General features: G+C 73.5%; 13 protein-coding genes. 7 read left to right on the top strand and 6 right to left on the bottom strand.

All coding sequences use genetic code 11. From position 1 onward, the window contains the following. Positions 1-17: 17 nt before the first annotated feature. The 4 genes from ACFZAU_RS31135 to ACFZAU_RS31120 all read left to right on the top strand — a co-directional run bounded on the left by ACFZAU_RS31135 (position 18) and on the right by ACFZAU_RS31120 (position 9,537). Positions 18-824 carry a hypothetical protein gene (locus ACFZAU_RS31135; protein WP_500554916.1) on the top strand — a complete coding sequence of 269 codons (807 nt, stop codon included), beginning with the start codon at positions 18-20 and terminating at the stop codon, positions 822-824. Continuing rightward, positions 821-3,076 carry an NHLP family bacteriocin export ABC transporter peptidase/permease/ATPase subunit gene (locus ACFZAU_RS31130; protein WP_500554915.1) on the top strand — a complete coding sequence of 752 codons (2,256 nt, stop codon included), beginning with the start codon at positions 821-823 and terminating at the stop codon, positions 3,074-3,076. Before ACFZAU_RS31135 ends, ACFZAU_RS31130 begins: the two co-directional genes overlap by 4 nt. A 1-nt stretch (position 3,077) precedes the next feature. Further along, positions 3,078-5,945, top strand: coding sequence for an NHLP bacteriocin export ABC transporter permease/ATPase subunit (locus ACFZAU_RS31125; protein ID WP_500554914.1), 2,868 nt, complete (start codon positions 3,078-3,080; stop codon positions 5,943-5,945). Between the two features lie 643 nt (positions 5,946-6,588). After that, the gene (locus ACFZAU_RS31120) at positions 6,589-9,537 is read left to right on the top strand and encodes a S8 family serine peptidase (RefSeq protein ID WP_500554913.1); all 2,949 of its coding nucleotides are present in this window, start codon (positions 6,589-6,591) and stop codon (positions 9,535-9,537) included. 133 nt (positions 9,538-9,670) lie between these two features. On the opposite strand, the gene ACFZAU_RS31115 is transcribed toward ACFZAU_RS31120, so the two are convergent. After that, positions 9,671-10,195, bottom strand: coding sequence for a universal stress protein (locus tag ACFZAU_RS31115; RefSeq protein ID WP_500554912.1), 525 nt, complete (start codon positions 10,193-10,195; stop codon positions 9,671-9,673). 309 nt (positions 10,196-10,504) lie between these two features. Between ACFZAU_RS31115 and ACFZAU_RS31110 the strand changes: the two genes are divergently transcribed. Together ACFZAU_RS31110 and ACFZAU_RS31105 are read left to right on the top strand one after the other, a co-directional pair. Then, positions 10,505-11,692, top strand: coding sequence for a low temperature requirement protein A (locus ACFZAU_RS31110; RefSeq protein ID WP_500554911.1), 1,188 nt, complete (start codon positions 10,505-10,507; stop codon positions 11,690-11,692). A gap of 47 nt (positions 11,693-11,739) precedes the next feature. Continuing rightward, positions 11,740-12,126 carry a hypothetical protein gene (locus tag ACFZAU_RS31105; protein ID WP_500554910.1) on the top strand — a complete coding sequence of 129 codons (387 nt, stop codon included), beginning with the start codon at positions 11,740-11,742 and terminating at the stop codon, positions 12,124-12,126. A gap of 13 nt (positions 12,127-12,139) precedes the next feature. On the opposite strand, the gene ACFZAU_RS31100 is transcribed toward ACFZAU_RS31105, so the two are convergent. From ACFZAU_RS31100 to ACFZAU_RS31090, 3 genes are all read right to left on the bottom strand, one after another. Then, positions 12,140-12,475 carry a hypothetical protein gene (locus ACFZAU_RS31100; protein WP_500554909.1) on the bottom strand — a complete coding sequence of 112 codons (336 nt, stop codon included), beginning with the start codon at positions 12,473-12,475 and terminating at the stop codon, positions 12,140-12,142. A gap of 85 nt (positions 12,476-12,560) precedes the next feature. Next, on the bottom strand, positions 12,561-12,890 hold the full coding sequence (locus ACFZAU_RS31095) for a hypothetical protein (protein WP_500554908.1): 330 nt from the start codon (positions 12,888-12,890) through the stop codon (positions 12,561-12,563). Positions 12,891-13,165: 275 nt separating this feature from the next. After that, positions 13,166-14,260: a mechanosensitive ion channel family protein gene (locus ACFZAU_RS31090; RefSeq protein ID WP_500554907.1), complete on the bottom strand. Its 1,095-nt coding sequence runs from the start codon at positions 14,258-14,260 to the stop codon at positions 13,166-13,168. A gap of 314 nt (positions 14,261-14,574) precedes the next feature. On the opposite strand from ACFZAU_RS31090, the gene ACFZAU_RS31085 reads away from it, so the two are divergent. Then, positions 14,575-14,991 (top strand): hypothetical protein, encoded by a 417-nt coding sequence (locus tag ACFZAU_RS31085; RefSeq protein ID WP_500554906.1) that lies wholly within the window; start codon positions 14,575-14,577, stop codon positions 14,989-14,991. Positions 14,992-15,056: 65 nt separating this feature from the next. Here ACFZAU_RS31085 and ACFZAU_RS31080 read toward each other — a convergent pair whose 3' ends face one another. Continuing rightward, positions 15,057-16,601 (bottom strand): elongation factor G, encoded by a 1,545-nt coding sequence (locus ACFZAU_RS31080; RefSeq protein ID WP_500554905.1) that lies wholly within the window; start codon positions 16,599-16,601, stop codon positions 15,057-15,059. Between the two features lie 28 nt (positions 16,602-16,629). Next, a partial coding sequence (locus tag ACFZAU_RS31075; protein ID WP_500554904.1) for a transposase occupies positions 16,630-17,099 on the bottom strand: 470 nt, incomplete at its 5' end.

Genomic DNA, 17,099 nt, shown 5'->3' with positions numbered 1-17,099 from the left:
GGCCGAGGAAAGAGTCCGTGCAGTTTCGCCAAAAGGCCCTTGCCAAGCTCCAGTCACCGGAAGAACTCGATCTCCCGGTGCGTTTCGCGCGCCCGCAGGGCCGTCTCGTGCTCTCCGTCGCCATTCTCGTGATGGCCGCCGCGGCTTCCTGGGCGGTAAACGGTTCCGTGTCCTCGAAAATGAGCGCACCCGGAATTGTCGGCTACGGGCAGGGCAGTTACGTCCTGCAGAGTCCGGTCGCCGGACAGGTCACCCGGGTCCTCGCCGACGAAGGGGAACGCCTGCCCGCCGACGCCCCGCTGCTCAGCGTGCGCACAGCGGACGGCGACACCGTCGTCCGCACCGTGGCCGCGGGCCGGGTCAGCGCCCTGGTGGCCACGATCGGCACCGTCGTCACCGTCGGAGCGGACGTGGCGACCGTGGAACGCGCCGCCCGCCCGGGCGACCCGCTCGTCGCCACCCTCTACGTCCCGGCGTCGGGCGCCTCCTCGGTGCCGGTGGGCGCCGCGGTGGACCTCGCCGTCGAGTCCGCGCCGCAGGCCCGGTACGGGGTGCTGCGCGGCCATGTGAAGGCCGTCGGCCGCACCTCGCGCACCGCCCGGCAGCTCGCCGCCGACCTCGGCGACCCGCAGCTCGCCGAGCAACTCACGCGCGCGGGACGCCCGGTGGCCGTCGTCGTGACGCTGGACGCCTCCTCCCGCACCCCGACCGGCTACCGCTGGTCCAAGGGCGACGGCCCCTCGTACGAGCTGGACTCCATGACCCTGGCCACCGGCGCCGTCCACCTGGCCGCACAGCGCCCGATCGATTGGCTGCTCCCTTGACCGCGCCCGCCCGGACCCAGCAGCGGCCGCTGCCGCCCGCCGGCCGCCGCAGACACCGCCCCGAGCCCGCGCGCACCCGCCGGCAGCGTCCGCGCCGCAGGCCGCGCACCGTCCGCACGCCGACCGTGCTGCAGATGGAGGCCGTGGAGTGCGGCGCCGCCTCCCTGGCGATGGTGCTGGGCCACCACGGCCGGCACGTGCCGCTGGAGGAACTGCGCATCGCCTGCGGCGTCTCCCGCGACGGCTCCCGGGCCAGCAACCTGCTGAAGGCCGCCCGCGGCTACGGCCTGCAGGCCAAGGGCATGCAGATGGAGACCGCGGCCCTCACCGAGGTGCAGGCGCCCGCCATCCTCTTCTGGGAGTTCAACCACTACGTCGTCTACGACGGCACGGGCCGCCGCCTCGGCCGGCGCGGCGTGCACGTCAACGACCCCGACAAGGGGCGGCGTTTCGTGCCCCTGGAGGACTTCGACACCAGCTTCACCGGTGTCGTGCTGACCTTCGAACCGGGCCCGGACTTCCACCGCGGCGGCCGCCGCCCCGGCGTCCTGCGCGCCCTGCCGGCCCGGCTGCGCGGCACCAGCGGCACCATGCTCGCCGCACTGGTGGCCAGCCTCCTGCTGGTCGCGGTCGGGGCCGCGCTGCCCGCGCTCAGCCGCACCTACATCGACCTGTTCCTGATCGGCGACCAGACCTCGCTGCTGGGTGTGCTGTTCGCGTCGATGGCGGCGATGGTGGCGCTCACCGCGGCGCTCACCGCGGTCCAGCAGTCCAACCTGCTGCGCGGCCGCATCATCTCCTCCACCCTCGGCAGCGCCCGCTTCCTGCGCCACCTGCTGCGGCTGCCGGTCACCTTCTTCACCCAGCGCAGCCCGGCCGACCTCGTCCAGCGCCTGCAGTCCAACGACGCGGTCGCTGAGACGCTCGCCCGCGACCTGGCGGCGGCCGCCGTCGACGGCGTCGTCGTCGTGCTCTACGCGCTGCTGATGTGGACGTACGACCCGCAGCTCACCGTGCTCGGGGTGGGCATCGCCCTGCTCAACGCCGTCGCCATGCGCGTCGTGACCCGGCTGCGGGCCACCCGCACGCAGAAGCTGCGCGCCGACAGCGCACGGCTCACCAACACCTCGTACACCGGCCTGCAGTCGATCGAGACGATGAAGGCCACCGGCGGCGAGAACGGCTACTTCCGCCGCTGGGCCGGGCAGCACGCCTCCACCCTGGAGGAACAGCAGCGGCTCGGCGTGCCCAGCGCCTGGCTGTCGGTCGTCGCCCCGACCCTCGCGACGCTCAACAGCGCGCTGATCCTGTGGATCGGCGGTCTGCGGGCGGTGGAGGGGCACATCTCGATCGGTCTGCTCGTCGCCTTCCAGGCGCTGGTCACCCGGTTCACCGCGCCCATCACCCGGCTCAACGGCGTCGCCGGCCGCATCCAGGACTTCGCCGCCGACGTGGTGCGCCTCAAGGACGTCGAGAACTTCCCCGTCGACTCCCTGTACACGCGCCCCGGCTCCGGGGCGGACAACCGCCGTCTGAAGGGCCACGTCACGCTGGAGGGCGTCACCTTCGGCTACAGCCCCCTCGACAAGCCGCTGCTGTCCGGCTTCTCGCTGTCCGTCGCCCCGGGCCGGCAGGTCGCGCTGGTCGGCGGCTCCGGGAGCGGCAAGTCCACCGTCTCCCGGCTCATCGCCGGGCTCTACAGCCCGTGGGAGGGCGCGATCCGCATCGACGGGCAGCGCCTGGAGGACATCCCGCGCGGCGCGCTGGCCGCCTCCGTCTCCTTCGTCGACCAGGACGTCTTCCTCTTCGAGGGCACGGTCCGCGACAACGTGGCGCTGTGGGACCCCTCCATCCCCGACGCGGACGTGGAGGCCGCGCTGCGCGACGCCTGCCTGTACGAGGTCGTCGCCCGCCGCCCCGGCGGCGTCCACAGCCGGGTCGAGCAGGACGGCCGCAACTTCTCGGGCGGCCAGCGGCAGCGGCTGGAGATCGCCCGGGCCCTGGTCCGGCGGCCCAGCGTGCTGGTGCTCGACGAGGTGACCAGCGCCCTCGACGCGGAGACCGAACAGGTCATCATCGACAACCTGCGGCGCCGCGGTTGCGCCTGCGTGGTGATCGCGCACCGGCTCAGCACGGTCCGCGACAGCGACGAGATCGTCGTCCTCGACCACGGCACGGTCGTCGAGCGCGGCCGCCACGAGGAGCTGATCGCGGCGGGCGGCGCGTACGCCGCACTGGTCAAGGAGCACTGAGGTGATCCCCGTACAGCCCGGCACCGCCGCCGGCGACCCGGTCCTGACCGCCCTCGGCGGGCTGGGCGGCCCCGTCGACTGCGCCGGCCTGCGCAGCATCCCCCTGGAGGGGCCGCACGTGCTGTGGCTCGTGGTGGCGGGCTCCCTCGACCTGTTCGCGGTCGACGCGGCCCAGCAGGGCCACTGGCACTACCTGGGCCGCCTGGAACCCGGCACCCTCCTGCTCGGCCCCGTGGAGGGCCCCCGGCACACCCTCGTCGGCCGCCCCCTGCAGGGCTGCCACCTGCGCCGCGTGCCGCTGCGCGAGCTGTACCGGCCGCCGCAGCCGCACCCGGCGGCGTACGGCGACGGCTGGGACGGGCAGGGCCCGTACGGTGCCGGGCACGGCACCCGGGAGCTCGCCCTCAGCCTCCTCGAGCACGCCTTCGCGCTCGGCGTCGGGCGCAGCCAGCGCGTGCTGTACGAGGCCCCGTTGACCGGCCGCACCACGGACGGCGAACACGTCGCCGACGACGACATCCTGTGGCTGCCGGTCCTGCCGGGCAGCGTGCAGTACGGGGCCGCGTACTCCGCGGAGGCGGCGGGCGACCTGCTCCTCGACGGCGCGATGTGGCAGAGCATGGTCAACCAGCAGTACCGGCTGCTGTCGACCCTGGACGGCTGGATCGAGGGCCTGGAACGCGCCCACGAGGACCGCACCGCCGCGGGCATCAAGGCCGGGGAGGCCGTCCGCGAACAGGCCGACCGCGATCTGCTGGCCTCCATCGGCACCTCCCGCAAGGCCGCCTCGCGTTCTGCCGCGGCCGCGTCCGACGACGCGACGTACGCCGTCTGCCGGCAGGTCGCCGAGGCCGCCGGCATCACCCTCGTCCCGCCGTCGCGCGGCGGCGCCGTCAGCGACCGCATGGACCCCGTCGAGCGGGTCGCCGTCACTTCGGGCATCCGCACCCGCCCGGTGCGGCTCGACGGCGAATGGTGGCGGGAGAACACCGGCCCCCTGGTGGGGCGGCGCGCCGCGTCCGGCGCGCCCGTGGCCCTGCTGTGGCGGCGCGGCGGCTACGAGGCGGTGGGGCCAGGCGGCAGCAGCCGCGTCCGGGTCGCGGAGTACAACGCGGAGGACTTCGAGCAGCGTGCCGACATGCTCTACCGGCCGCTGCCCGAGCGGGGCACCGGCCTGGCGGGTCTGCTGCGCTTCAGCCTCCGGGGCTCCGCGGGCGACCTGCGGAACCTCGTGCTGAGCAGCCTGGTCACCGTCGGCCTCGGCGCGCTCGTGCCGATCGCGACCGGCCAGGTGCTGGGCACCTTCGTGCCCGACGCGGAGACCGGGCTCATCGTCCGGGCCGCGCTGGCCGTCGCCGTCACCGGCCTGGTGTGCGCCGCGTTCATGCTGACGCAGAACCTCACCGTGCTGCGCATCGAGGGCCGCATCGAGGCCACCTTGCAACCGGCCGTGTGGGACCGGCTGCTGCGCCTGCCGACCGGGTTCTTCGCCGGGCGCTCCACGGGCGAACTGGCCAGTGCCGCGATGGGCATCAGCGCCATCCGCCGGGTGCTCGCGGGGGTGGGCCCGGTCGCCGTCCAGGCGACGACGGTCGGCGCGATGAACCTCGTCCTGCTGCTCCTGTACAGCGTCCCGCTCGCGCTCGCCGCCCTCGGCATGCTGGTCGTCATCGGCGCCGCGCTCCTCGGCCTCGGCCTGTGGGAACTGCGCTGGCAGCGACGGCTGGTGCGGCTCGGCAACAAGCTCAACAACGAGGCCTTCCAGACCCTGCGCGGGCTGCCCAAGCTCCGCGTCGCGGCCGCCGAGAGCTTCGCGTACGCCGCGTGGGCCCGCCGGTTCGCCCGCAGCCGCGAACTCCAGCAGCGCGCCGGCCGCGTCAAGAACGTCACGACCGTCCTCAACGCGGTCTACCTGCCGCTCTGTTCGCTCATCATGTTCATGTTGCTGGCCGGCCCGGCCCGGGGCGCGCTGTCGGCGTCCGGATTCCTCACCTTCAGCACCGCCATGACCATGCTGCTGACCTCGGTCACCCAGCTCACCGGGGCGCTGCTGTCGGCGGCCGCGGTGCTCCCGATGTACGAGCAGGTCAGGCCGATCCTCGACGAGGCGCCCGAGGTGCGCGGCGGCAGCACCCAGCCCGGCGTCCTCTCCGGCGCGATCGAGGCCCGCAACCTCTCCTTCCGCTACTCCGACGACGGCCCGCTCGTCCTGGACGACGTCTCCCTGCGGGTCGGGCCCGAGGAGTTCGTGGCGATCGTCGGCCCCAGCGGCTGCGGCAAGTCCACGCTGCTGCGCCTGCTCATCGGCTTCGACCGGCCCGCGTCGGGCAGCGTCCTCTACGACGGCCAGGACCTGGCCGCCCTCGACCAGGGCGCGGTCCGCCGCCAGTGCGGCGTCGTACTGCAGAACGCCCAGCCGTTCACCGGCTCGATCCTCGACTGCATCTGCGGCGCGGAGGCGTACACGCAGGACGAGGCGATGGAGGCCGCCGCCATGGCCGGTCTGGCCGAGGACATCCAGCGCATGCCCATGGGCCTGCACACCATGATCGCGGGCGGCAGCACCGTCTCCGGCGGGCAGCGCCAGCGCCTGATGATCGCCCAGGCGCTGATCCGCCGGCCACGCGTGCTCTTCCTCGACGAGGCCACCAGCGCCCTGGACAACGAGACCCAGCGCATCGTCATCGACAGCACCCGGCGGCTGCGGGCCAGCCGTGTGGTCATCGCCCACCGGCTCTCCACCGTCATGGACGCCGACCGCGTCGTGGTGATGGAGGACGGCCGGGTCGTGGAGGAGGGCCGCCCCGCCGACCTCCTGGCGGACCCCGGCGGACGGCTGCACGAGCTGGTCCGGCGCCAGATGAGTTAGGGCCGGGGGGACGACACCCCTGTACCGTGCGGACGCCGCGTACGGCTGACGCGGCGTCCCGGTGAACTTCCGCTGCCCTGGGCGTCGTCGGCGGCGGCTGTCCGGCGTCGACGGCAGCTGCCGGGGCTCGCCTGTGCGTCCCCGGCCCGAACACACCGGCCGGGGTTCGGCGGTGGTGCGCGTGGCGCCCCGCTGGTGCGCTCGGTCAACCGCGAACGTGCTCAAGGGTGTCGGCATCCCGACACCTGTCCGCAAGACGCCAGACAGGTGGGTGCCCACGTCGCACAGGGCTTCTGCAGGATGCCGCCTCCCCGGAACCCCGCGTTGAGCGCCCGGGAGCACGGACCGAACCACGTCCACCCGTGGGCGAGTTTGCGCTGGTCAGCGTCCCGACAGGCACAACTCCGCCCGCACCTGGGGATGGACCGGACACCGTTCCCGGCGCGGGGGACTCATCGCGCCGTGGCGGCGGAACATCCCCGACGGGCCGCCGCGACAACACCGGGTGCGACGGATCGTCATACGAACGTGATCTTCCCGTGATCGATTGGGGGTTGGGTGTGACGGACATTCACACCGTTCACTTCATGGGAGGAGACTCGTGGTCACGAGCGCGAGCCTTCGACGACGACGCCGCATAGTCGTGGCGTCGGCAATCACCGTCCTAGCCACCCTGTTCAGCGGCCTGGGGACCACCGGGCCGGCCGCGGCACAGACCGGCACCCCGCTGCCGGACCTGAAGCTGGGCCGGTACGACCACACCCGGGCCGCCCTCACGGGCGGTGGCGCCCTGCACACCGCCGCGCAGCCCGACACCATCAAGGGGCAGTACGTCGTGCGGCTGCGGGAAGCGCCCGTCACTTCGTACACGGGCGGCGTCAAGGGACTCGCGGCGACGAAGCCGGCGGCCGGGCAGGATCTCCAGCCGCACTCGTCCGCGGCCGAGAAGTACCGGCAGCACCTCGGCGAAGCGCAGCGTGACGTACTCGGCGACTTCGGTGTACGGGCTGAGCGGACGTACACGACCGCCTTCAACGGCTTCGCCGCCGAACTGACCGGCGCGCAGGCCGGCAAGCTGTCCAAGGACCCGCGTGTCGAGGCGGTCACCCCGGCCCAACTCGTGAAGGCCGACGCGGCGACGACCCTCACCACGCAGGCGGCGCAGCACACCGCGCAGGCGCCGGCGCGGACGGCGGCACAGACGGCGGCGCAGACCAAGCCGGCCCACGGCTCGGATGTGGTCATCGGCGTCATCGACACCGGGATCTGGCCCGAGAGCGCCTCCTTCGCCACCACCATGGCGCCGCCCGCGGGCTGGCACGGCACCTGCCAGACCGGCAGGGACTTCCCCGCCACCGCCTGCAACGGCAAGATCGTCGGGGCGCGGTACTTCGCCGACGGGTGGCTCAGCGCCTACGGCTCGCTGCCCGACGGTGAGAGCCTCTCGCCCCGGGACATGAGCGGACACGGCACCCACACCGCCTCCACCGCGGCGGGTCTTCCCGTCAAGCACGCGATGGTCCTCGGGCACGACTACGGCGCGATCTCCGGAGTGGCGCCCGACGCGCGGATCGCCGTGTACAAGGCCCTGTGGGGCGGCTCGGGCACGGACGCCGACATCATCGCGGCGATCGACGCGGCCGTGGCCGACGGCGTCCAGGTGATCAACTACTCGATCGGCAACTCGATGGGGGACTACCAGCCGAACAGCCCGATCGGGAACGCCTTCCTGAACGCGTACCTCGCCGGGGTCTTCGTCGCGGCGTCCGCCGGCAACGACGGCATGTCCGGAATGATCAGCAACGCCGAGCCCTGGGTCACCACGGTCGGTGCGACGGTGGAGCGGTCCCACGAGGCGACCGTACGGCTCGGCGACGGCACCCGCATCGTCGGCACCTCCATGGACCGACTGCCGTCCCGTCGCAGCACGCCGATCGTCTTCGCCGACCAGGCCGGTTCGCTTGACGACGGCGCGCAGTACTGCTGGTCCGGAAGCCTCGACCCCGCCAAGGTCAAGGGCAAGATCGTGGCCTGCGACTTCATCGACTCCGTCGACGCGGTGGCGACGGTCAAGGCCGCCGGCGGTGTCGGCGTGGTGCTGTTCCAGTCGACCGGCAACACCCGCCTCAACGTGATCTACGACTTCCCGACCGTCTACCTGTGGAGCGCCGAGCAGGCGGGCAAGCTCTTCAACTACCTGTGGGCGCACCGTACCGACGGGACCGCTTCGCTGGCCGAGGGCGGGGACGGCAGCAGCGTCGTGGGACTGCCGAGCGTGGCGAGCCTCTCGTCCTACGGCCCCGACCAGCAGCACACCGGGCTCCAGAAGCCCGACCTCGTCGCTGACGGCATCGACGTGGTCGCGGCGGTGTCGCCGATGGCCGGCGGGCGCCTCTTCGACGCCTACTCCGGCACCTCGATGGCGGCCCCGCACGTGGCCGGCATGGCCGCGCTGCTGCGCACCCGGCACCCGAAGTGGTCGCCCGGCGCGACCGCCTCGGCACTGCGCACCACCGCCACCGACACCCGGGGCACGACCAGCCCGCTCCGCCAGGGCTCCGGCCTGCCGCGGACCTCGTCGGCCGACGACCCCGGCCTGGTGGTCGAGCCCTCGGCGGCCGAACTGACCGCCTTCGCGGCCGCGGCGACCCCCGACGGCAAGGAGATCAACCTGCCGTCGATCGCGCTGCGCGAGTACGACGGGACGAAGCCGGTACGGCTCACGCGACGGCTGACCAACGTCGGCACGCGGACCGAGACGTACACGGCGCACGTCGACGGGCTCGCCGGGATGAAGGTGACGGTCAGCCCCCGGACGATCTCGGTGAAGCCGGGAGCCACCGCCACGGTGACCATCACCCTGGAGCGCGGCACCGCGACCTGGGACCGCTACACCACCGGCTCGCTCGTCTTCAGCAGCGCCAAGCACCGCGTGCGCCTGACGGTCGCCGGCCGGCCGTGGGGCTTCACGCCGCGGCCGTACGACGACACGGGCATCGAGTTCGGCCGCACCGGCGGCCAGGGCCAGGGATACCTGGAGCCCGGCTTCACCGGCCCGCTGACCGGCCGCACCACCGGGTACACCCCCGTGACCTGGACGGACAAGCAGCTCACGACCTCCGTCAGCGGCGGCGTGTTCTCCCCCGGCGGGGTGGGCACCCAAGGCACGAAGATCGTCGTGCCGCGCGGCTCGGCCGGACTGATCGTGCAGACCGCCTCCGACGACCCGGACACGAACCTGGACCTCTACCTCTACAAGGACGGCGAACTCGTCGACCGGAGCTGGGCGTCCTGGCACAGCAGCGAGCGCAGCGCCCGGTTCTTCCCCGAACCCGGCGTCTACACCGCCTACGTGCATGCCCGGACGGCGACCTCGGCCCAGGTTCCCTACCGGCTCGGGGTGACCGTCGTCCCCGAGAAGGGCGACCGGCACAACGCCACCTTGACCACACCGTCCCAGGCGGAGCGGGGCGGGTACTCCCCGGTGACGCTGGACCCCGTGGGCCCGCAGCCCGACGTCGAGCAGTGGGCGTACACCGAGTTCCGCACCGGCCGAACGGTCGTGCCCGGCCTGCTGATCAGTTCCCGCTGACCGCGGACCGCACACCGACGCGCTGACCGGCTCACGCCGGACCGGGGCCGGCCTTCCCGACGGAAGGCCGGCCCTCCGCCGTCGGGTGCGCTCCCCCGCCGGGCGGTCCGCGCAGGGGCCCCGGCGGCCGCCGTCAGGGGACGACGATCACCGGGCGCTGGGCGCCGCGCGCCAGGCGGTCGGAGATCGAGCGGAAGAGCCGGAGGCCGGCCGCGCGCCCGCTCCCCACGATGATGGCGTTCGCCCGGTAGGTGCGGCCGGCCTTCTCCAGTTCGTCCGCGACGGCGCCCCTGCGGTGGATGAGCGTCCAGGGCAGCCCCGACAGGTGGTCCTCACGCGCGAGTTGCCGCAGGAGCGCGCGCCTGCCGTCGCCGTGCGTCCCGCACCCGCCGGCCACGTCGTAGTAGCCGAGCAGCGACGCGACGGGGTTCTCCCGCGCGACGTGGACGATGAGGAGCGCCGCACCGGTGCGCCGGGCCATCCCGGCGGCGTAGGACAGCGCCCGCCTGCTGGTGGCGGAGCCGCTGTAGCCGACGAGCACCCCGTACTCGTCGACGTTCGCGTGGACGCCGCGGGTGACGGGAACCGGCTCCCCGGCGGTGGAGGACCGCGGCAGGGGGTCGTCGCCGAGGGGGCCGGGGTCGCGGTGGCCTGCCATGGGAAACCTTTCGGGCTGTGCTGGACGGAGGACGGCCCCCGGGAAACCGGAGGGGGCCGCCCGAGGACGTGCGGGCATCCACCGTTACCGACCGGCGCCACCCGCGAAGTGTGACAAGCCCGGCACCGCGGGACAGGACGGCGCGCCCGGCGGCGCCGGGTTCCCCGGGGTGTGTCACACGCGCGTGGGACGTCCGGTCTCAGTGGGGGAAGCAGAGCCTTGTCGCCGGGAATGCGAGGAACGTGACGTGAGCGAGGAAGGGGTTCCCGTCCGGTGCGGCACGGGGTACGCCGCGGGGACGGGAGCGGGGTGAGCGCGCCGCAGACCGCCGCCACGGCGTGGCGGCGGCGGATGGTCGCCCGCGTCGCCGACGAGAAGCACCGCACCGCCACCACGCTGGAGCTCTTCTTCGACCTCTGCTTCGTCGTGGCCGTCGCCCAGACGTCCGCCGCGTTCGAGGAGGAACTGGCCGCGGGGCACGTCGGCAGCGGCGTCCTCGGCTACGCGCTGGTGTTCTTCGCGATCTGGTGGGCGTGGATGAACTTCACGTGGTTCGCCTCCGCCTACGACACCGACGACATCCCGTACCGGCTGCTCACCGTCGTGCAGATCACCGGCGCCCTCGTCATGTCGGCGGGCACGTCGGCCGCCCTGCAGCACGGCGACTACACCGTCATCACCTGGGGTTACGTCCTCATGCGGCTCGCCATGGTGAGCCAGTGGCTGCGGGCCGCCGGTTCGGACCCCGAGCGGCGCAGGAGCTGCCTGCGGTACGCGGCGGGCATCCTGGTGGTGCAGACGGGCTGGCTGGCGCACCTCGTGGTGCCCGGGTCCTTCCGTCTGACGTCGCACGTCGTGCTCGCCCTGGCGGAGCTCGCGATCCCCGTGTGGGCCGAGCGGGCGGCCAACACGACCTGGCACCCGCGTCACATAGCCGAGCGCTTCGGCCTGTTCACGCTCATCGTGCTGGGCGAGTCCATCACGGCCGCCGCCGGGGCCGTGCGCGCCGCCCTCGACACCGACGCGACCTTCGGCGGCATCGCCACGCTGGTGGTGGGCGGCACCCTCACGGTCTGCGCGCTGTGGTGGCTGTACTTCGCCCAGAACGCCTCCCGCCGCCTGGGCGGCTTCGCCACGGCCACGCTGTGGGGCTACGGCCACTACGCGGTCTTCGCCTGCGCCGCGGCGGTGGGCGCCGGACTCGCCGTCAACGTCGCCCGGTCCACCGGGCACGGCCACCTGACCGCCTACGGCGCGGCGGCCGCGTACACGGTGCCCGTCGCCGGGTTCGTGCTGTCCGTATGGCTGCTGCACCGCGGCGCCGCCGGGCACTCCACCGCGCCCGACGCGGTGCACGCGCTCGCCGTCGCGGCGCTCCTCGCCGCCACGTTCGCCCCCGCCCCGGTCCTGGTGACGGGCCTGGTCTGCGCGCTCCTGGTCGCCGCGACCTGCGTACCGCGCGGGCGGCGCACCGGCGTACGGCCCGCGGCCGCCTGAGGGGGCCGCGGACGGAACCCGGCCCGCGGCGGGCACGTCCAACGGCCATGAGCAGCAGGCACTCCGCACGCGCCACCGCCCTCGCGGCCACCGTCGCCGCCGTCGCTGCCGCCCTCACCGGCTGCGCCGACCGGAACGACCCCGAGCCTCCCCGCGTGGTGTTCCCCACCGCGCCGGCCCCGACCACCATCCCCTACGAGCTCTACACCCACTGCGGCATCGACGAGGCCCTGATCGGGTCCACGTACTTCGAGGCCGAGACCCCGCTCACCGGCGACGCCTTCAACCCACCGCCGGGCTGGGACAATCCCACGCAGCGGGGCACGATGACGCTGCTGTCGCCGACGGCGGCGGTCTTCACCGACGCCAAGGGCCACGAGGTCCGCTTCCGCGCGCGGGTGGGAGCGGACGGCCCCAAGCGCGTCTGCGAGTGACCGCCGCGGTCCGTCACCGCACGGTCCAGGTCGAGAAGACGTGGAGCGCCGCCTCGATCCGGGCCTCCTCCCCCGCGCCGGGTCGTCCCGCGAACCGGACGAAGACCACGGAGGAACCGGGGTCGCGCGCGACGAGCAGGGCCAACGGGACGCGGCCGGAAAGCGGGTACGCGTACCAGCCGTCTCGGTGTCCGGCGTCGGTCGCCGGGAGGGCTCCCTCGACGGCCTGCCAGTCCCAGTCGTCGAACGCGTATCCCGTGAAGTACGACACCGCCTCGCACAGCGGCCGCAGATTGGCCTCGAAGACCCAGTGACCGGTGAAGACCCGGTCTTCGTCCCCGGTGTTCACTTCGGCTGCTCCCCTGCACCCGGACCGACCTCACTCAGGGCACCATTGTCGGTCCGTGGGGATCGGGGCGGTGTGCGGGGCCGGCTCAGCAGTAGGAGTTCCAGCCGGAGCGGTAGCCGTCGCGGTAGCCGCGGCGGTATTCGGAGTTCCAGCTCCGGGGGCGGAAGGAGTCCCACTGGTTGCGGCAGCGTGGGCGGGAGCGGGCGTCGCGGCGTCCGTCGTCGCGTCCGTCGCGGAAACCGCGCCAGTACCGGTTGCTCACCTGCGGGGCGAGGGCGCCCGCGGCCTGGGCCTGGACCGTGCCCGCCGTGACGTGGCCGGCGGTCGCGGCCTGTGCGGGCGCCGCCGGCAGGACCGCCAGGGCTCCTACGGCTACCGGGCCTGCGAGCAGTGCGAGGAATCGCTGTGCGCGCATGGCTGTTCGTCCTCTCGGATGCGTACGGGGTGGGTGCCTCGTCCCTGGTCAGGCCCAAATCCATGCGTGAGGTGCGGCCTTGGGGAGCGGCGGGGCACCGGCTCGAGGGGCGGATCGCGCCCACCCCCGACCGTAGCGAGCCGGGTCCAGCATGTCCACCTTTGGAGTAATTTGCCACGGATTGATACTTTCGCGCACCGTCCGTGCCTCCTCCGTCACCTTCGGCGCCCCCCGCCGGGCACGCACCCCTCGGCGCGTGCCCGGCGGGCCGGCCGTCAGGTGCCGGGGGTGCGGTCCGGCGCGGGGACCGTGCGCTGGTGCGGCAGCGTTATCGCGTCGGGCTGCTCCTGACGCAGCACCACGTTCCGCGTCGGGAAGGCGATCTCGATGCCCTCCTCCTGGTAGCGGCGGTGCAGGCGCTTGATGAACTCGTGCTTGATCCGGTACTGCTCCCCGTACTCCGAGGTCCGCAGGATCACCGAGAAGTCGATCCGCGACTCGCCGAAGGTGTGGAAGCGGACGACCGAGTCGTGCTCGGGGATGCCGCCCTCGACGTGCGCCATGACCTCCCCCGCGACCTCTATGGTCACCCGCTCCACGTGCTCGAGGTCGTTGCCGTAGCCGACGCCCGCCTGGACGATCAGCGACATCTGCTGCTCGGGCTGGTGGAAGTTGGTGGCGATCGCGCTCGCGAGCTTGGCGTTGGGGATGATCACCAGGTTGTCCGACAGCTGGCGGACCACGGTGTTGCGCCAGTTGATGTCGACGACGTAGCCCTCCTCACCGCTGCTGAGGCGTATGTAGTCGCCGGGCTGCACGGTCTTGGACGCCAGGATGTGCACGCCCGCGAAGAGGTTGGCCAGCGTGTCCTGCAGGGCCAGGGCGACGGCGAGACCGCCGACGCCGAGGGCGGTGATCAGGGGCGTCACGGAGATGCCCAGGGTCTGCAACAGGACCAGGAAGCCCACCGCCATCACGGCGACACGGCTGATGTTGACGAAGATCGTCGCGGAGGCGGCGACCCCGGACCGGGACAGCGCCAGCGACCGCACCGTCTCGGCGACCATGCGGCCCGCGGCTATCGTGGCCGCCAGGATCAGCACTGCGACGAGTACCTGGTTGACCGTCCGGTCCACGACGCGGGTCAGCGGCAGCGCCGCGGCCCCCACCCAGGCACCGGCCGCCAGCGCGGCCCACGGCACGACGGTGCGCAGCGCGGCGACGACGATGTCGTCGCCGCCCCACCGGGTGCTCCTGGCCCGCTCGCCCAGCCACTTCAGGGCCAGCCGCAGCAGCAGCCCCGCCAGGGCGCCGGCGGCGATCGCCGCACCGGCGACGATCAGGTCGTGCAGCGTGAGGGCGCGGTTCACCGGTCGCCTCCCCACGTGCGTACGGATTCACCCACGGGGCGCGGGGGATGCTGTGTCGTCACTGGTCGCCTCATCGTTCGGGGGACGTTCGGGGGACGTTCTGGAGTCGCGCCGAACAGGCGTTGTCCTGGCGCGATCTGACACATCCTGCCGCAGCGGCGGCGCACTCCGCATACGGCCCCCGCCTCCTCCGCCCGATCCGGCGGGGCTCACCCCGGCCGGGCCCGGTGGCGGCGGTCGTGCCGGTATCCTTCCTGGTCACGATGCCCGTCCCCGGCCGGGGATCGGGGCGTTCCCGGTGAGGACCCCACCCCTTGGCCCCACGTTTCGACACCGCCCGCTTCCATGTGGCCACCGGCCCCGCGGCGCTGTTCGCACGGGTGCGGCACGTCCTGCGCGAACCCGCACGGCTCACCGCGCGCGGGCCCCACGTGACGGAGCGCCTCGAGCGCCGGGGAGCACCGGTCGAGGCGCTCCTCGCCTTCGCCCCCGCGTCCTGGGAACCGGTCTCGGCGGAGGTGCGGACCGACACCGGGAAGTGGGTGAAGGCGACATGGCGGGTGCGCTTGGCCGGACAGGACTGGTGGGCGGTGATCGGCTTCGGCGACACCCTCGTCACCGTCGTCGACGTGGCGCCGCACCGGCAGGGCCTCGGGGACGACATCGTGCGGGAGGGTCCGCTGTACGAGCGCGTGGCGGCCGTCAACGAGGCCCTCATGGCGGGGGGCTGAGCCGCCCGACGGGGTCCGGCCCCGCTCCCCGCAGCACGTGCGGGGAGCGGGGCCGGGCGCGCCGTTCAGCGGGTCGCCGTGCCCGCCGGTGCCGGGGCGTACCCCGCGGGGCGGGTGGTGAACGTGCCCCGCCCCTGCGTGCGGCCGCGCAACCGGGTCGCGTAGCCGAACAGTTCGGCCAGCGGCACCGTCGCCGTGACGACCGCCGTGCCCGAGCGCGCCGTGGAGCCGGTGACGCGGCCGCGACGGGCGGCGAGGTCGCCGAGGACGGTGCCCACGGCGTCGTCGGGGACGGTGACCGTGAGCTCGACGACCGGTTCCAGCAGGGCCATCACGCCGCCGCGCAGGGCCTCCCGCAGGCCGAGGCGGCCCGCGGTGCGGAAGGCCGTCTCGGAGGAGTCGCGGGAGTGCGTGGCGCCGTCGGTGAGCGTGACCCGCACACCCGTGACGGGGTGGCCGCCGAGGGGGCCCTCGGCGAGGGCGTCCCGGCAGCCGGCCTCGACCGCGCGCACGAACTCCTTCGGCACCCGCCCGCCGACGACCGTCGAGGCGAACGCGAACGCGGCCTCCTCGTACGGCTCGACGTCCAGGACGACGTGCGCGAACTGGCCCGCGCCGCCCTCCTGCTTGACGTGCCGGTGGACCAGGCCCCGCACACCGCGCACGAGCGTCTCCCGGTAGGCGACCCGCGGCCGCCCGACGCGGACGTCCAGCCCCCGCTCCCGGCGGATCCTCTCCACCGCCACCTCCAGGTGCAGTTCGCCCATGCCGGACAGGACCGTCTGACCGGTCTCGGGGTCGGTCCGCACGGCCAGCGAGGGATCCTCCTCGGCCACCCGGGCCAGCGCCACCGCCAGCCGGTCGGTGTCGATGGTGCGGGCGGCCTCGACCGCGGCGAAGACGACGGGCTCGGCCACCGACGGCGGTTCGAGGACCAGGGGCGCCTCCGGGGCGCACAGGGTCGCGCCCGCTGCCGCCGACCTCACCCCGACGACCGCGACGATGTCCCCGGCGACCGCGGCGTCGACGTCGGCGTGCCGGTCCGCGCGGACCCGCAGGATCCGGCCGATCCGCTCGGTGCGTCCGGCGCGCGCGTCGAGCACCGTGTCCCCCTTCCTGATCGTCCCCTCGTACACCCGCAGGTAGGTGAGCCGCCCGGAGGCGGTCACGGTCACCTTGAACACCAGCGCGGCGAACGGCGCCGCCGGGTCGGCCGCCTCCCGTACCGCCGGGACGTCCAGCGGTGACGGCAGGTAGTCCACGACGGCCTCCAGCAGCGGCTCGATGCCGCGGTTGCGGTACGCCGAGCCGCACAGCACCACGACGCCGTCGCCCGACAGCGTCAGGTCGCGCAGCGCGGAGCGCAGGGTCGCCTCCGACAGCGCCGACCGTTCGCAGAACTCCTCGAGCGCGGCCGAGTGCAGTTCCGCCACCGCCTCCTCCAGCGCACGGCGGCGGCGCAGCGCGTCCTCGCGCAGGGCGTCGGGCACGGGACCCTCGGCGTAGGTGCCGTGGCCGTCGGCCCACACCAGGGCGCGCATGCGCAGCAGGTCCACGACGCCCGTGAAGCCGTCCTCCCGCCCGATCGGCGACTGGACGACGAGCGGCACGGTGTCTAGACGAGTAGTTCCGATGTGGTCAGTGGTCGAAGGCGATCAGTGACCTGGTGGTGGGTGCGTTGGTGTGGTGGTTGTGCCAGATGGCTGCTGCCATCGCCAGGATTCGTTGGGCGACGCGGACTGCCACGCCCTCGAAGGTGCGGCCGCCGTGCTGTTCCAGGCCGAGCTGTCCCTTGAGGGTGTCGTTGACTGACTCGATGAGCTGGCGGACCGACTTCAGCAGCGGTTCGCCCGGTCGGGTCTTCTCCCGTTTGAACGATGGCCTCAGGAGCGTGACGCCGCGCGTTGCCAGGTCGGCTTCGAACTCCTTGGACGCGAAGCCTTTGTCCGCGATCAGCAGCAGTCCCGGCCGGTCGGTGGCCAGATGCGGCTCGCGGTCGAGCATCGCGGCCAAGACCTCGCGTTCGTCGATTTTCGGGCTGGCCAGGGCCCAGGTGATGGGCATTCCGGCCGGGGTGCAGATCAGGAACAGTCGCAGTCCCCAGTACC

This window comes from Streptomyces sp. NPDC008238, assembly GCF_042956445.1.
GTDB lineage: Bacteria > Actinomycetota > Actinomycetes > Streptomycetales > Streptomycetaceae > Actinacidiphila.
This window is presented reverse-complemented; position numbering and strand designations above follow the sequence as displayed.